The sequence below is a fragment of the Paenibacillus ilasis genome (genome assembly GCF_043195395.1).
GTDB lineage: Bacteria > Bacillota > Bacilli > Paenibacillales > Paenibacillaceae > Paenibacillus_AQ > Paenibacillus_AQ lautus.
Genome location: NZ_JBHDJG010000002.1, coordinates 291,800 through 308,811 on the forward strand (window position 1 = coordinate 291,800; position 17,012 = coordinate 308,811).

Here is a 17,012-nt window from a genome sequence, read left to right on the forward strand (position 1 = left end):
ACTCCATTGATCAACAATGTGGAAAATAGAAATGGCGGTGCTAAGGATGCGATCCTTGCACCGCCATTTCTTGTTTTTTGTTTCGTTGCACCGCTTCCTTCGTAAATGGGGAGGAACGATTCGTACACGGAGCGTCTCCTAACAGAAAGAGGGAGCACGCCAGATCTGAGAGCTTTTGGGACAACTTCTTCTGTATGCCGAAAAACTTAAAAACAAAATGTGACCGATTCACGTCCATAACTGTGTTAAGGGTAAAAGGAGGTCTAAAGGCGATGCAGATCGATTCGCTCCGGCCGGGCGGAGATATTACGGAAACCTATCAATTATATGGCGATATGCTTTTTAAAATAGCAATGGTGTACCTTGGGAACAAACAGGATGTCGAAGAAGCCATTCAGGAGACGTTCATTAAATTGATATATAAAGCGCCCGACTTCAGGGACCTGGAGCATAAGAAAGCTTGGCTCATCCGGGTGATTACGAACCACTGCAAGAACATGCAAGGGAGCCTGTGGCGCAAGCGGGTAACCAAGATGGAGCATATGAACGATTATTTTGTCGAACCGTCGGAACGGACGCTGATGGATAACGTCATGAGTTTGCCGTTCAAGTATAAGTCGGTCATCCATCTGTTTTATTACGAGGATTATTCCGTTAAGGAAATCGCCGGGATTTTGCAGATTAACGAGTCTGCGGTCAAGATGCGTCTTCAGCGCGGCAGGAAGCTGCTGCGCATGGACTTGGAAGGAGAGGACGATTGATGAATCGGAATGACTACAAATCATTGATAGATCGAATAGAACCTGATAAGGGATTGGAGGAGCGGATTATGAAAGGAATGAAACAAAATCAGCGTCAAACGACAAGAATGAGCCGAATGGGGGTCGCCGGCGTCACCGCGGCCATTATGCTGGGCCTGGTGGTAGTGACTTCGCTGGTATTGAATCTTGAAAACGAGCCAGCGGTCAGCGATATCCCGGTGGTTCAACAAGGGACTGGGGCGAATACCCCGCCAACCGCGAAGGTTGGCCACGATCCGGTAACCATTCCGAAAATCGAGCTTCCGGGCGAGAGCAACGTCAAAGCCGACATGATCGGTTTGGTTGTATACCAGGGCAATATCTACACCCAAACCGGTACGCAAATCACGCCGGAAATCGCCAAGCAGCTGCGGGGCGACAAGCTCGGACGGTCGAAGTCGGGGATTACGGAATGGAGTTCCTCCGATGACTACACGGAGCTTGCTTCGACGGTCGGCGAAATGGATATTTTCACGGTTAAGGGATATGACGCCGATTTTAGAATCATGTCCTACATGGAGCATGACGGGGAAGTTTATGCCGAATTGTATGAGCATTTGAACGGGATTACGGTGTCCAAGGGCGAGGATATCATCGGCAAGCTGAATTTAATGGGGAACATGACGTCGGTTAAATGGCAGGATTTTGACAGCTGGAACATGGGCGAGAACAAACTGCGCGAGCTTTCCGCCGATGCGGAGGTGCAAGCCTTCGTTGAAGCTGTATATGAAGCGAAGCCGATAGCGGCCGAACCTTTGTTTGAGCAAGGGATCTACGAGACCGGCTCGGGCGAGCAGAAGTTTCTGTATATCCAGCTGCAGGACGGGACAGAGGTACAATTAAGATTGTTTAAGGGCGGCCAATATGTGCGGTATGCCAACGCGCCGGTGTTCTTCCAATTGGAAGCCGAAGCGTTCACTACGCTGTGGGAGCTGATGGAGGAGTAGGTCGTTCTACCGTTTAACGCAACGAAAAAAGATAATGTAAAAGACTAGAGGCTATCCCTCATCGGATGGCCTCTTTCCGTTGCTGTAGGATCGATAACGGCGATCCCTTTTTTCGTTATCGTATTGGTGGTTCATTGCTATTCGCCTGTCGTTGATGATGGGCGGTTCGCTTTCACGAATGCGCTCGGCGTCATGCCGAAATACCGGGTAAAAGCCCGAGAGAACGTAAATAAATCCGAATAGCCCAGGGATAAAGCAGTCTGCGTGATGCTGGTTCCCTCGGCGGATAACAGGCGGGTCGCTTTCTCCATGATCAACTGCTGCATGTAGCGGGACGGAGAGATGCCGTATCGGCGGGTAAACGCGCGGGTGAAGTGACTGCGATGCACGCCGGCCCAGGCGGCAAGCTCCTCCACGGACAGGTTCTCCGTGCAATGAAGCCCCATATATCCGGGGACGGACTCGAGCCAGTCGGAAGCAGCCGAAGCAGCGGGGAGGTGCTGGTCCCGGTTGGGATCGATGCTGTGGATCAACTGGAATCCCAGCGACATCAGCTGAAGGCTATGGTCCTGCTGGGGCTGCCGGAGCAATCGCTGAATGTTCTTAATGACAGCCAGGGCATCGTCCCTGAAGGCATTTCGTCGATAGGGCCGTTCCGGACATAAATCGACATGCTTCAATATGGACGGCATCAACTCGCCCATAAAGGCCGTCCAGGTGATCTTGGTAGACGGCTCGTCGCAGTCCTTGACATACGTATAGACCGAGCCGGGGAGGAGGCAGAAGAGGTCGCCTTCCGAGAGGGAGACGCTGCTGCCGTCCCATCCAAACCGCACCTTGCCGCTGGCAACGAAATGTATACTATAAAATTCGACCGAACGGGGACCGACTTTTTCGGTGAAAAAGGGGTGGGACCCGGATTTGAATATCCATAATCCCAGTTGTGTCTCAAAGAGAGCCGGATTGTTAAAGTATTCTTCTCGGGATGGCCGCTGATTCACTGTTAAACTCATGTGTCCACTCCTTCCACCTATACCGATCAATTCACTTGTTACTGCTACTATGCAACATATTGTATAACGATTGCAAGGATGGAGCATTCCGTATACGTCCGCTAAAAGGTACGATGATGAGGAACAAGTCGAGCATAGTAGAGGTGAATGAAGATATGAAACAACCGAATTTTATCGTGATTTATTGCGATGACTTAGGCTATGGAGATCTTGGATGCTACGGTTCGGACACCGTGAAAACCCCGCATCTGGACGGGTTGGCTGATGAAGGCATTCGTTTTACGAATTGGTATTCAAATTCCCCGGTCTGCTCCCCATCACGAGCCTCTTTATTGACAGGCAAGTACCCGGCCCGAGCGGGTGTCGGCGAGATTCTCGGGGCGAAGCGGGGCTCGCATGGACTGCCTGCAGCCGAGGTGACGTTGGCTAAGGCGCTCAAGCCTGCCGGGTATAGGACGGCGCTGTATGGGAAATGGCATCTGGGCCTGTCCGAGGAAACGAGCCCGAATGCGCATGGGTTTGATGAGTTTTTCGGATTCAAGGCAGGCTGCGTCGATTTTTACTCGCACATTTTTTACTGGGGCCAAGCCCATGGCGTCAACCCCCTGCATGACCTATGGGAGAACGAAACGGAGGTTTGGGAGAACGGCCGGTACATGACCGAGCTGATCACGGAACGATCGGTTGATTTCATTCAGCGGTCGCGGGAGCAGGAGGCTCCGTTCTTCTTGTTTGCGTCGTACAATGCGCCGCACTACCCGATGCATGCGCCGCAGGAATACATGGACCGGTTTGCGCATTTGCCTTGGGATCGGCAGGTCATGGCCGCCATGATTGCCGCGGTGGACGACGGCGTCGGGGAGATCGTGAAGGCGCTGAAGGAAGTCGGCTGTTACGAGGATACGGTCATTTTCTTCTCCAGCGATAACGGACCGTCCTCCGAGAGCCGAAACTGGCTGGACGGAACGGAGGACGTGTATTACGGGGGAAGCGCGGGGATCTTCAGGGGGCATAAAGCAAGCCTGTTCGAAGGCGGAATCCGCGAGCCTGCCATATTGAGCTGGCCGAACGGATGGGAAGGCGGGCAAGTGCGCGATGAGGTGGCGGCCATGATGGACATCGCACCGACCTTTTTGGATCTGGCCGGCGTCGATCCGGCGGCAGGACCGCTTCAAGGCGTTACGCTGGACGGAAGCAGCCTGAAGGAGATGCTGCTAATGCGCAAGCCGTCGCCGCATAAGCAATTATTCTGGGAGTATCAAGGCCAGCTGGCTGTCCGGGAAGGGGATTGGAAGCTGGTGCTGAACGGGAAACTCGATTTTGACCGCGTAGTTCCGGACCAGGTTCACCTGTCCGATCTGTCCAAGGATCCCGGGGAGCGTTCCAACCTGGCGGACCGTTACCCCGAGATCGTGGAGCGGCTTGGCTGGGATGTGCGCGCGTGGTATGAGGAAGTGCAAAGTCACGGCTCCTAAGCGTGAATTAGAGATATCATCTAAGCCTTAGTGAATTATGCAAAAAAAGCCCCGGCAACCGGGGCTTTTTATTATGTGATGGTGACAGATATCAGCGGATTCCAGCAGCCGGAACCCTTAAAAAGGATTCAGCACATGGTAGAACACGTTCGGCGAAGCCATGCGGTAATAATGGCTGCACCAGCCGACACCCTTGTGATTGTCGCGGTTGGTCGTGCTGAATACCAGCCGTTCCTGCTCCAGCTCCTCGATCCGTGCCGTCCGACCCTCCACGTATTCCAGAATGCGGAACGATGCGGTGTCCAGGCGGGTGATGACGCCGCCATAGCGGATGTCGATGACCTCCCAGCCAAAGGGCTTGAACATCCGGTGCCACTGCGTGCGGTGGGCAATGCGCAGCTCTTGCACGGCTTTGGAGATGGCAGGGAGCACGTTCTTGGCCATATGCCTTAAGGTATCGGCGTCCTTGGCATCATAGGCTTGCTTCAGCAGAATGCCGATTTCGCTCTTGCGTTTGAGGACGGCGCTGAGCTTCTCCGGCATCTCGAACAGATAGTCCAGCTCGGCGCCGCTATCGCGCTTCGCGCGCAGGTTTTGCTCCAGCTCGGCATAGTGGTTCGAGAGGTCCAGGCCTTCGATCTGTTTGTCGAACATCCCGAGGAGCACGTCCTGATACAGCAAAAATTTCGACGGGTTGCTCTGCTTGGCGTTGTTCGGCTCCTGGCCGGGAATCTCGTCCAGATCCTTCAGCAGGAGGAACGCCTCCATGTCGATGCCCGTACAGAATTTCACACGTTCCGCCAACTGAGCCGGGGAAGGCTCCTGTTCCGAGTAGGCATGCTCGGCATAAAGCTGCAGACCGAGCAGCGCCGCGAACGGATTTCCTTCGTTGCCGTCGTCGCCCCACATCGTGGCGTATACCTCGCGGATTCCTTCCTGCTTGCACACTTGAAGCGCAACATTCGAAGCGTTCAGGGACAACCCGTAGTTGACGCCGAAGGTGTTAAAGATCCAGACGGCCCCGGCAAACACGAGGTTGCAGCCCAGCGGACGGTGATTGGCGATCAGCTTCTCATAGTCCTCCGGCTCCATGTGGGTATAGTCCCAGTACACCATGTCCACATCCTTCGGGATGCGGCGGGCCATATCCTCCGGAATCGAGGTGTCCTTGTCGTAATACGCCGCATCGCCGCCTCCGCCGGCAGCGAGCTTCAGGAACATGTCGCTCCACATCATCGGCTTCAGGCCGCGCTTGCGGACGGCAGCGAGGACTTTGTCCAGATGGGCAATCATAATGTCGAAACGGCTCACATAACCGTTGTGATCCAAATATTTGCCTCGTCCGAGCTCCTCCGCTTCGTCCATTCCAATATGAATCTTGCTGCTGCGGAACGGAGCACTGGCAGCCTCGATCATCCGTTCGATCAGGGAATCGGTCTGCTCGCTGCCGACGAGCAGGGCCCCCTTCGTATCGCGGTAATGCTTGATGGGCTCCCACTTCAGAAACTCCTCCAGGTGCGCTAAGGTTTGGATGCTTGGGAAAGCCTCGATGCCGAATTGATCGGCATAATCGTCCATCTCTTTCAGCTCCGCCTGCGTGTAGCGACCGCGCATATAACCGAAATACGGCTCGCCTTCGATCTGGTAGGTGTCCTCCATGTACAGCATCACGCTGTTCATACCCATCAGGGCCATTTTATTCAGCATGAGCTTGAAGCTGTCCACGGTCAGCACGGCGTTGCGGGACAGGTCGAACATCGGGCCGATCTGGTCAAATTGCTGGCGTTCGAGAAGGTGGAACGAATCGCTTTGGTGGCTATGTTGAACCAGCAAGCCGAGTCCCCGGAAAAATTGATGTTTTCGTCCGTAACGAATATAGGCCTGGTCTCGGTCCCTGCCGACCTCCAGATCGCCATCGGACAAGGCTACCTTAACGGGGATGCCGTTATCCCCAAGCTCGACGCCAAGCTCATCCAGCAGCAGCTCAATGCCTGGCATGACATCCGTAACAGCGCCCTCGAAACGAAATTTCATATGAAATCCCCCTGCATCCATGATTTTACGAGCATTAAACATTATATCATTATAATGTTTAATGTTATGGGAATCGCCGCTGGAAATCAATCCTTAGTTTGGCGAAGGCGGAGGTATTCAATGTCGGCAAGCCTCAAAAGTAACGCAGGTTCGCTGTGCGAGCGATTCTTTTACGTATGCATAAAAAAGAACTTAAATTAGGATTGACACTGCCGATAACCCGGTGTATTTTATATACAAATCGTTTTTGCAAAAACGTTTTGTATCATGAGAACATCGGTCATTGTGTCATTCGGTGATTCTTTATTCAACGAGATAGCGCCGTAATCGGCTAAGATTTGACAGCGTTTACATATGTGATTTGAACTCCGCTTCAATAGTTTACAGCTCTGCATTTTTAGTCTAATCAAATGTTCCCTATAATTTTGGATAAGGATGATCAGGATGGCAGCAACCATAAAAGACGTCGCCCGGGAGGCTGGCGTAGCGGTATGTACCGTTTCGTTCGCGGTGAATGGCTCCGCGCATGTGGCGGAGGCGACCAAGAAGCGGATATTCGATGCAATCGAGAAGCTGAACTACAGACCGAACCAGTCCGCGCGCGGATTGGTTACGAAGAAAACGAACAACATCGGCCTGGTGGTCGAGGATACGGTGGATGGTTTGGAGAATACCATTCTCCTTGACGTCGTCAAGGGGCTTGGGGAGGCAACGGGAGACAACAATTACGATTTACTGCTGTCTTTTCAGAAGCCGAGTACGAATAAATTGGCGGATCACCTGCTGGACGTTTACCGCAAGCAATCGGCGGATGGGTTGATCCTGATGGGCGCGGCCATTAACCAGCCGTATGGGGAGCTGATCAAGAACCGGTTTCCTTTCGTCCTGCTCGGGAGGCCGACGATGCCCGGCGTGTGTCACAGCGTCAATGCGGATAATGAGCAAGGCGCCTATGAAGCCGTTAAATATCTGATCGGCAAAGGTCATCGCCGGATTGCGCTCATCACCCCATGTTCGCTGGAAGTGGATGCCTCGCTGGACCGGTATAACGGCTACCGCCAGGCCATGGAGGAATTAGGCGACGGGTTCGACGAGCGGTTGGTGGAGATCGGTTCCTTCGAAGAAGACAGCGGTTATACGGAAACGGAGAAGCTGCTGAACCGAGTCGATCGTCCTACCGCCATTATCGCCGGACGCGACGTCATAGCGTCCCGCGTCGTCGAGAAGGCTCAGGAGCTGGGTTACAAGGTGCCGGAGGACCTGGCGGTGATCGGATTCGATAACACGGCCGTTTCCCAGTTGGCCCGCCCATCCATTACATCGATTGAGCTGCCGATGCGGCAGATGGGCCTGGAAGCAGCGAAGCTGTTAATGCAGCTGATTGACGGCGAAATTCGTTTTGACGATATTCAGACGATCGTTTTGCCTTGTACCGTCATTGAAAGAGAATCGACCTGAAAACGGATATTTTCGTTGGACGATTCTTTTTTTTAAGGGTGCAAAAACGTTTTTGCACCCTGTTAACCTTGAAGGGAGTGATGCGGGTCCAATTCAGACATCTAAGACTTCACATAAATGTAAGCGAATTCATTAAACGCTTAGGGGAGTGAACGTCATGATCCATATTAGAAGAATCGTAAGCCTCATTTTAATTTCCTCACTAATCATCATCATCGCAGCGGGCTGTACCAGCAGCGGCCCCAATACCGCTAACCCGTCGCCATCCGAACAGCCTACCCCAACGGATACCAAAACACCAGCAGAACCAGCCGGAGAAGATACGGATAAACCTAAAAGCGGCACGATCCAAATATCCTTGCGCGGTGCCTCAGCCGAGGTTTGGGGCAAGGTAGCCGACGCTTACATGGCTAAGCATCCGGACGTGAAGGTCGTCGTGGATATCAAGCCGGCCGAGGGCTACCGCGAATGGCTGCAGGCTCAGTTTGCCGCCGGAGAGCCGGAAGCCGATTTTGTGAACACGAATGAAAACAGTGACCTGAACGAAGACCAGAAATTCGTGGACTTCAAGCCTTGGCTGGAGACGGAGAACCCCTACACCGGGAAGATCTGGAAGGAAAGCTTCAACCTTGACGGCATGGGCGTCAATCTGGATGACCCTAACCTGCAAACTTTGCAAGCGCTTAACTTTGAATCGGTTCAAATCCTCTGGATGTACAACAAAGAGATGTTCGAGAAAGCGGGGATTACCGATACCCCTAAAACGTTCGATGAACTCATCGCGACCTACGACAAACTGAAGGCGGCGGGTTATATCCCGTTCACGATCGGCGGCAACGCGCTCTCCCTGTGGAGCGGTCAGGCGGGCTGGCTCATGCGCATTTATCCGGACCAGTACTTCCGCGATTACGTGGAGCTGATCAAATCAAAGCCGGAAGATTATACGTACATGCCAAACATCGACGATAACTGGAAGTTCGACCTGAGCGACCCGTACAACGATTCCCGTTCCAAAGTATCTACGAACGAGCTGCGAATGTACCAGGCGATCAAAAACAAAGTCGGCCCGTATAAAGTCGAGGGCCATCCGGCGTGGCGCGAAGTCATGACAAATCTGAAAACCTTGTTCGGTTACGCTCCGGACGGTTTTATGGGCATGTCCGAGGAGCAGGCCTACAAGCTCTTCCTGACAGGCAAGGCCGCAACCATGGTCGCGCTTCCGTCCTCCTACTGGCAGCTTCCCAAGGATTTTGCCGATGCGGAAAAAACGGGAGAGAGCGGCGGCGTGAAATCCTTCGACTTCGGATTCTTTAACATGCCTTCCATGGAAGGGGAGCTGGTCCAGGCTCCGGCGAGAACGATTCACATCTATACCGGCTTCTACGGCTTCGTGAAGAAGAATGCGGAGCAAACGGCCCTGAACGTGGATTTCATGATGTATTTGACCAGCCCGGAAGGATATAAGGTGTACCTGGAAGCCGTCCAGAATTCCAAGGACGCCTCCTTGAACGGGGCACCGCTGCTTAACGACATCGAGCTGCCGGAGGAAATGAAGAAGACGTTCGAAACGTTTGACGCGATCGGGAATACGGAAGGGCTGAACAGCCCGGGCAACGTGCTGGCCCGCGGTCTCCATGACTATCAGCCGTCCGTGCAGAGCTACATCGGCTTAATTTCCAAATACTTCAACGATGAAATCGACGTGGATCAGCTGCTGAAGCAGTACCAGGCGGATATTGACGCCAAATTCGAAGCCATGCTCAAGGAACGCAAAAAAGAACTCTCCGATATCGAGAATCCGGAGCGTCAGCCGCCTGTCAGACAGTAGCATTAGAAGGCTGTAAAAGGCTGTAAGGCGCAGGACTTCGCCTTCATCGGTGGAGTCCTGCGGGTTCACTTGGCATGGAAGGGAGTGTGAACACGAAGGTGATGAGAACAATATATTCCTGCCTGCTGGCTTCGCTGCTGCTATTTCTATTTGCCCAGCCGATCCATGCCTCTGAGCCGATCTGGACGATGGAGCAGGGTCTTACGATCAAAGCCTTGTCCATATCGGAAGACGGCGAGCTGGTGGCAGTCGGTACGCAGAATGCGAGTGCCATTCTTCTTCAGCGCGACGGCACCCAGCGATTCGAATTCATGGCAAACAACGTCGTAACCGGTGTCGCCCTCCTGAATGACGGCCGCATGCTCGTCTCTTCCGATGACCGGCATCTCTATATGCTGAGCGCTGACGGCAAGGAGCTGTGGAAGCGGGATTTCAAGAAAATGATCAAGAATCTGTCGGCAACGCCCGACGGCAAGCTGGCTATCGTGACGCTGCATAACGAAAGTTTGGTGCATGTGCTGGATGAACAAGGACAGACGCTGGGTGAAATTCCGATCGGCATCGCAGTGAAGAGCGCCGCGGTATCCCCGAACGGGCAATGGCTGGCAGCCGGGGCCGCGAACCAGTACGCCTATTTGTTCAATCCTGCCGGCGAGCTGCAATTCCAGACGCCGCTGGAGGGCGACATTCTTCATGCTTCCATTGCGGATAACGGAACGATGGTGGTCGGAACGTCCAGCAATAAAGCGGTCCTCTATTCGGCGGAGGGCAGCAGGCTTGGCGAATTGTTGACCAAGGATAAAGTGACCTCCGTTCATGTCACCCATGACGGGGAGTTTATCGCGGTAGCGGATTACTCGGGCAATTATTACGTGGCCAATCAAGGCGGCGAATTGTTATGGAGCACGAAGGAGGCCGGAGCCGGCCAGCAAATCCGGTTCAGCAAAGACGGCACGCGGCTCTTCGCAGGCTCGGACAAAGGAGCCGTCTTCCAATATGAAGTCGGCGCCGTACTGGAGCAAGGCAAGCAGGCGGCGATGGTTAAAACCGTGGTGCAGGTGGCGGCCGTGATCGTATTTGTTTTGTTGACGGCATTGTTATTCTTCTGGCTGTGGCGTAAGAAGCCGTACATTCTTCACCGATTGTGGAAGAGCAAACTGGCGTATGCCATGCTGCTCCCCAGCTTTACGCTCCTTATCATATTCCTGTATATCCCGGCGTTCTCCGGCTTGATTCATTCCTTGTACGACTGGAATCCCGGGGCAAGAAGCGAGTTTATCGGGCTGGACAATTTCAGGCGCATGGCGAATGATCCGTACGTCACCAAAGGCGTGGGCAATCTGCTCATCCTCATCGTCACCGGATTGTTCAAGGCCCTTATTCCGCCGCTGATCGTGGCGGAGCTGATCTATCATCTGAGAAGCAAAAGGTCCCAGTATGTATTCCGCACGTTTTTCGTTATTTCCATGGTCATTCCATCCGTCGGCATGCTGCTGGTCTGGCAGGACATGTACGATCCGAACATCGGCCTTGTGAACCAGCTGCTGCGCATGATCGGACTCGGCTCGCTAAGTCATCCTTGGCTGGGAGACCCGAATACGGCGCTGTGGGCCATCATTATGATGGGCTTCCCGTTCGTCGGCATCCTGCAGCTGCTGGTGATGTACTCGGGGCTGATCGCCATTCCGGAAGAAGTGATCGAAGCGGCGAGAATCGACGGCGCTAAACCTTTTCGCATTATCCGGGCGATTCACCTGCCGCTGCTGGTAGGGCAATTCAAGCTGCTGATCGTGCTGGCGCTGATCGGCATCATTCAGGACTTCGGCTCCATCCTGATCGTGACCGGCGGAGGGCCTGCCGATTCGACCTATGTGCCGGCGCTGCAGATGTATTTTGCCGCGACGAAATTCAATGACCTGGGCTATGCGTCGGCGCTTGGCGTCAGCATGTTCGCCATCATTATGGTGATTACGGTCATCAATATGAAATTCATCAAAACCAATACGGATTAGGAGGGGAACGGCATGAATGCAAAGGCAAGACTCGTTCGGCAGTCGGCGCTCTATGTGCTGCTTATCGTTTTTGTTGCGTTGACCCTCGCCCCCATCGCCTTCACCCTGATTTCGTCCTTCAAAAATAACGCGCAGATTCTGGGAGGCATCTGGACGATGCCGATCCCGGCGCAGACCGTGAATTATGCGGAAGCCTTCGCGGCGATCTGGCGGTACACCTTGAATACGGTGCTGTATGCGGCGGTAGGCGGCACCCTGGTCGTGGCCCTGTCCGCCGTTGCGGGCTATACCTTTGCCAAGAAAGACTTTCTCGGCAAGGAGGTGCTGTTCATGCTGATGCTGGCCATCATGATGATACCGGGCGTCATGACGCTGATCCCTTCTTACGTGCTGTATGCGAATCTGGGGCTGGTGAATACGCCGTGGGTCATCATTATCAGCGCGGCCGCGGGTGGCCAGATTTTCGGCACATTTCTGTGCAGGAGCTTCATGGCGGGCATTTCCAACGAGCTGTTTGATGCCGCCAAAATCGACGGTGCGGGAGAGTTCGTGGTGTTCACGAGAATGGTGCTGCCTCTGTCCGTTCCCGTTCTCATGACCTTGATGATCATGCAGTCGGTCGGGATCTATAACGATTACATCTGGCCGCTTTTGACCATTAAATCGAACAGCATCCAGATGATTGGCGTCGGGCTTACGCAATTCACGAACCAGTTCGGCATCTCCAACATGGGCGTGGAATTCGCGGCGTACATCATATCGGCGATTCCGCTGGTGCTGCTGTTCAGCTTCGGGATGAAGTATTACATCCAGGGCGTTACGCAAGGGGCTTTAAAAATATAAAACGACGGACCAAATGGAGAGAGATGGATGAATATACACAGACAAGCGGAGAAGATACCCAGCTGGATCTGGCATCGGGAACGTGAGGGCCGGCGGCATGTCGTACTGGAAAAATCCTTTGTTCTGCATGCCGCGGTTGAGCAGCTTGAGATGAGAATCGCCTGTACGGGAGAAGCCGAGATCAGGCTGAACGATGCCGTGATAGGCCATTTCCCGGAGCATGCCAGGCACACGTCCGCATTTTATCCGGTCGAGGGGCTCCCCGGCGGTTTGGAGCCTGGAGCCTATACAATCCGAATTGAGCTCCGAAATACGGAGCCGATGCCGATGCATCCCATCAATATGCATCTGTTTGACCGCTCGGTGGGATGCATCGCCTACTTGAGCGGAAGCGAAGGCTTATGGCTGGCAACGGATGATACCTGGGATGCCGGGGACGGCCCGGCGGAGGTGGTATGCGTTTGGGGCGAGGAGCCTTTTGGAGACCTGGATCATGCGCCTCCCTGGTTTATTGCCGGAGGATACGGCGATATCGTGGTCGAGCCTGTCCAAGGCATAAGAGTCATTTCCGCAGCCGGAGTGGAAGCGGTCAGCGGCATAGATGGTGTAATTCAGATGAATGGAACGGCCGGAGGGCGAATCGTCTTGGACGAAGTGGAGTCCCGGAATGAACGGCATATTTTTTATCATCTTCTGAAGCAGGGCGAATGGAAGGAACGCAGGACTCAGCAGAAAGAGCTGGATTTGAGCCGGATGCCGGAGCTGCTGCTGGAATTGCCCCATGAGCTCAATGTGCGGATGCAGGTGACCAACCACGGCGATTCCGAGATCGGTTTGCTGTGGAATGGCGCTGAATCCTTGCAGGAGCTGCGGCATTATGACGGATGCATGACGGAGTGGTTGGCGATTCCGCCGGGAAGCCTTTCGGCAACGAATCCCCAGGGCATGCGGTACGTGCAAATTTACGTAAGCGATGACGATGGAGGGGAATTCCATATCGAGCTCCGGTTGGAGGCAGCCGGTGCTGAGCTTAATCAGGCGGGACAATTGCAGACGGATCACGACCTTCTGCAGCGAATCTATGACGTGTCGGTGCATACCAGCCGGGTCTGCCATCAAATCGGATTGTGGGACGGCATCAAGCGGGACCGCCTCAATTGGGCTTACGATATTTATCTGGCCGCCAAAACCGAATACTCGCTCTGGGATGATTATTCGGTATTGAAGCGGTCGCTCCGGGAGCTGGGGCGGACCCCTTACGGCTATTGGATGAACAATCTCCCTTCCTATACGCTGTGGTGGCTCAGCAGCATATGGGATTACTTCTTCGAGACGGGAGACCGCGATTTCGTATGGGAAATCCGGGAGGATCTGCAGCGGCATATCGCTTGGGTGAAGGCGAATGCGGAACCGTCCAGCGGGATTTTTATGCCGGATGCCAGAGAGGAACACTCCTTCATCGAATGGTCGCCCATGGGGACGTCTGAATCGTGGGCGTGCCTGAACGCGATTTACGGCATGACGAAGAGTCAAATGAAACAGCTGGCGGATTACATGCCGGAGCTCCGGCTCCATTGGGATGAACCGCAGGCAGAGCTTAAGGAGGAGCAGTTCATTGGACCATCGTACGCGCTGCTCACCTCGGTCATCGGCATTAAGAGCGGGTATGTGGAAGAAGATAGCGCACGCAGATTTCTCCTCGACTATCGGCTGAGGGACCCGCTCACGCCATTGTCCGCCTACTGGCTGGCGGAATGCTACTCGGAGTACGGCATGCACGAACGGGCGTGGGATGTTATCGCTACGGTCTGGGGAACGATGCTGGATGCGGGAGCAACCACCTTCTGGGAGGGGATCAGGCTGACGCCGAGCAGCGATATCCATCATGACTTGACCACGTATACCGCGTATGATTCCTACCGGATGAGCCTGTGCCACAGCTGGTCGAGCACGCCGGTGGTCTGGATTGCCAGGTATGTCCTGGGGATTCGCGCGCTTGAGCCCGGTTATGCCCGCATCGCTTTCGAGCCTCATGCCATCGGGGGGCTAACGGCTGCACGGGGCGTGATTCCAAGTCCCAAGGGTTTGATTAAGGTGGAATGGAAGCTGGAGAATGGGCGCATGATCAAATCAGCTCGCATTGGAGAAGCTGAGCTGGCAGGGAGGGCATGATGAAAGAGCACTGGCAAGCGAACTGGATATGGGGGGATTTACCGCCCGATTCGGCCAACGTATATCTGGAAGCGAGAAGGAGCTTTGACTTGCAGGAAGCGCCGATGGCGGGCCGATTGTACGTGTCGGCCAACCAGGAGTACTTGCTCTATGTCAATGGGGCCGTGGTCGGGAGGGGCCCCTCACCTGCCGATCAGCAGTGGAAGTATTACGACGAGATCGATGTGACCCCGCTGTTGTCGGTGGGTAGGAATGTGCTGGCCATCGTCGCCTACAATTTCGGTTCGACCGATATCGTGACAGGCCAGATGCAAGGGCAGGGGGGCTTGATTGCCGAGCTTGATATCGAGCGCGGAAACGGGATGTTCTGCGTGGCCGCCACGGATGCGGAATGGAAGGTCCGGCGATCGCCAAGATGGATGGCCCAGGTGTCGCGCCAGCATCAATGGAACGGATTCCGCGAAATTTATCTCGCGGAGCAGGAGGACGGATGGGAGGAATCCGCTTATGACGATTCCTCCTGGAGCGGGGCGGTGGTTATCGCCAAAGCATTGGATCCGGATTCGCCATGGCCGCGACTGCTTCCGCGGGAGATTCCTCCGCTGCACAGGGAGTGGGTCAGTCCGGCAGCGATCGTGCGAACTGACGCCAATTTCGGCGTCAGCCTGGGGGAGTCCGGCATGCTTCGGAATCGTGGGGGCAGCTCGGAAGCGTTCGGTTCGCTGGAGCATACCTCTCCGCGTCATGAAGCGATTGGCTTGCAAGACGACTCAGCGGAAACAGAAAGAGATCCAGGCGGGTTAGCAGCAGGTACAACAGGCTGGACGCTTGATGCCAGCGTGCCCGGCTCTCTGCCAGGGGTTGTGTATGACTTTGCTAGCGAAATCGTGGGGTATCCCGAGTTTGAGCTGGACGCACCCGAGGGCGGCGTGATCCAGCTGTCGTACGGCGAATCGCTGGAGCTGCAATTGTACGACACCTTCATCCTGCGTAAGGGGCGAAATCGGCTGAAGCCCTTTGGACGCCGGGCTTTCCGTTTCCTTCAGGTTACGGCACAGGCGACGCCGGCCGCGCTGACGATATCGCGCTTCGGCGTCGAATCCGTCCATTATCCGTTTGACGAATCCGGCTTTTTCCGCTGCAGCGATGATCGTCTGAACCGGATCTGGGAGGTCGGGGCATATACGACGCTGGTGAACAGCCAGGACCATCTGGAGGATTGTCCGCTGCGCGAGAAGGCGCTGTGGGTAGCCGATGCCGTGGTGATGGGCAAAGTCATCTACCACGCGTTCGGAGATGATCGGCTGCTGCGCAAATGTCTCCTGCAAGGGGCGCGGATTCAGAATGACGACGGCTCCATACCCGGTACCGGGCCGGAACGAAACTCGTTCCTGCTGCCCGATTTCTGCGCGCATTGGTTGTTCGGCGTGCATGCCCACTGGCTGTATACGAAGGACCGCGATTTCCTGGAAGAAATCTGGCCGGCCATTACACGGTTGATGGCGTGGTTCGCGCTGCAGGAGGATCGGGATGGCCTGTTTGCCGGCGCCGACCGGCCTGGCTGGTGGTGCTTTATCGACTGGGCCGATTACATCGACCGGCGCGACCGGGTGACGGCCGTCTCCTGCTTCTATCACAAGGCGCTCGGGTTGGCGGCGGAGCTGGCGCAAGCGATTGGGCGCGGCGAGATGGCAGGGCAGTGGAAAGACCAGGCGGTCCGGCTTCGCGCTGCCATAAGGGAGCAGATGCAGCCCCCTGGCGAGATCGTATTTGCGGATTGCATCGGACCGGACGGATTATCGAAGCAGATCACGGCTCAGACCAACTTTGCGGCGATATGGTCCGGCCTGATGGACCCGGCGGAAGAGGATCGCTTCCTCGACGAATGGTACGACGGCGGAAAGCTGCCGCCGTTAAAAGGCGCATTTTTCTATCATGTGGTTCTGGAGACGCTGATGAGCAAAGGGCGCGTAGAACGCGCTTTGGAGATCATTAGAAGCTATTGGGGTGGCATGCTGGACCGGGGAGCAACGACCTGGTGGGAGACGTTTGATCCTTCAACGCCGGCCTGTACCGTGCCGAGCGCTTATCAAGGCAATACGCCGACCTATTTGATTGATCATATTCCCGTGAGCTTTAGCCACGGCTGGGGCGCATCGCCGAGTTATATATTGACGCAATCCGTGTTGGGCCTTGATTTAAGCAGACTCGGCGATGGGGAGGTGTATCTTGACCCGCATGCCGGTGATCTCGATTGGGCGGAAGGCGCTGTGCCGACGCGCTTTGGAATGATGGAAGCAAGCTGGAAGAGGGAAGAGGGAGAGAAGGGAGGAGGAAACCTGAAATACGAGCTGACGATTCCGAAGGGGATTACCGTGAAAGCAATCGACGGGACGGAGCTTGTGCTGAAAATCAGAGATTAAGGCATAC

The 17,012-nt window shown here is 54.9% G+C and carries 11 protein-coding genes; 9 read left to right on the plus strand and 2 right to left on the minus strand.

Going from position 1 to position 17,012, the window contains the following annotated elements:
• Positions 1-272: 272 nt before the first annotated feature.
• Complete coding sequence (locus ACETK5_RS21515) at positions 273-761, plus strand: RNA polymerase sigma factor (protein WP_394057763.1); 489 nt, start codon at positions 273-275, stop codon at positions 759-761.
• Between the two features lie 68 nt (positions 762-829).
• Positions 830-1,747 carry a hypothetical protein gene (locus tag ACETK5_RS21520; RefSeq protein WP_394057765.1) on the plus strand — a complete coding sequence of 306 codons (918 nt, stop codon included), beginning with the start codon at positions 830-832 and terminating at the stop codon, positions 1,745-1,747.
• 137 nt (positions 1,748-1,884) lie between these two features.
• Here the strand turns inward: ACETK5_RS21520 and ACETK5_RS21525 are convergent, their stop codons facing one another.
• Positions 1,885-2,760: an AraC family transcriptional regulator gene (locus tag ACETK5_RS21525; RefSeq protein WP_394057767.1), complete on the minus strand. Its 876-nt coding sequence runs from the start codon at positions 2,758-2,760 to the stop codon at positions 1,885-1,887.
• 155 nt (positions 2,761-2,915) lie between these two features.
• Here ACETK5_RS21525 and ACETK5_RS21530 point away from each other — a divergent pair, with 155 nt between their 5' ends.
• A complete protein-coding gene (locus tag ACETK5_RS21530; RefSeq protein ID WP_394057769.1) occupies positions 2,916-4,235 on the plus strand; it encodes a sulfatase-like hydrolase/transferase in 1,320 nt (439 codons plus the stop codon).
• Positions 4,236-4,352: 117 nt separating this feature from the next.
• Here ACETK5_RS21530 and ACETK5_RS21535 read toward each other — a convergent pair whose 3' ends face one another.
• Positions 4,353-6,269, minus strand: a complete 1,917-nt coding sequence (locus tag ACETK5_RS21535) for a beta-N-acetylhexosaminidase (protein ID WP_394057771.1) — start codon at positions 6,267-6,269, stop codon at positions 4,353-4,355.
• Positions 6,270-6,713: 444 nt separating this feature from the next.
• Here ACETK5_RS21535 and ACETK5_RS21540 point away from each other — a divergent pair, with 444 nt between their 5' ends.
• From ACETK5_RS21540 to ACETK5_RS21565, 6 genes are all read left to right on the plus strand, one after another.
• Positions 6,714-7,727, plus strand: coding sequence for a LacI family DNA-binding transcriptional regulator (locus ACETK5_RS21540; RefSeq protein ID WP_100539755.1), 1,014 nt, complete (start codon positions 6,714-6,716; stop codon positions 7,725-7,727).
• A gap of 157 nt (positions 7,728-7,884) precedes the next feature.
• Entirely contained in the window at positions 7,885-9,555 is a 1,671-nt protein-coding gene (locus ACETK5_RS21545; RefSeq protein ID WP_394057773.1) for an ABC transporter substrate-binding protein, read from the plus strand.
• Positions 9,556-9,656: 101 nt separating this feature from the next.
• Entirely contained in the window at positions 9,657-11,567 is a 1,911-nt protein-coding gene (locus ACETK5_RS21550; protein WP_394057775.1) for an ABC transporter permease subunit, read from the plus strand.
• A gap of 12 nt (positions 11,568-11,579) precedes the next feature.
• Positions 11,580-12,410 carry a carbohydrate ABC transporter permease gene (locus ACETK5_RS21555; protein ID WP_100539758.1) on the plus strand — a complete coding sequence of 277 codons (831 nt, stop codon included), beginning with the start codon at positions 11,580-11,582 and terminating at the stop codon, positions 12,408-12,410.
• A 27-nt stretch (positions 12,411-12,437) separates the two neighbouring features.
• Entirely contained in the window at positions 12,438-14,582 is a 2,145-nt protein-coding gene (locus ACETK5_RS21560) for an alpha-L-rhamnosidase C-terminal domain-containing protein (RefSeq protein WP_394057777.1), read from the plus strand.
• Positions 14,582-17,005, plus strand: a complete 2,424-nt coding sequence (locus ACETK5_RS21565; protein ID WP_394057779.1) for an alpha-L-rhamnosidase-related protein — start codon at positions 14,582-14,584, stop codon at positions 17,003-17,005. Before ACETK5_RS21560 ends, ACETK5_RS21565 begins: the two co-directional genes overlap by 1 nt.
• Positions 17,006-17,012 lie beyond the last annotated feature (7 nt).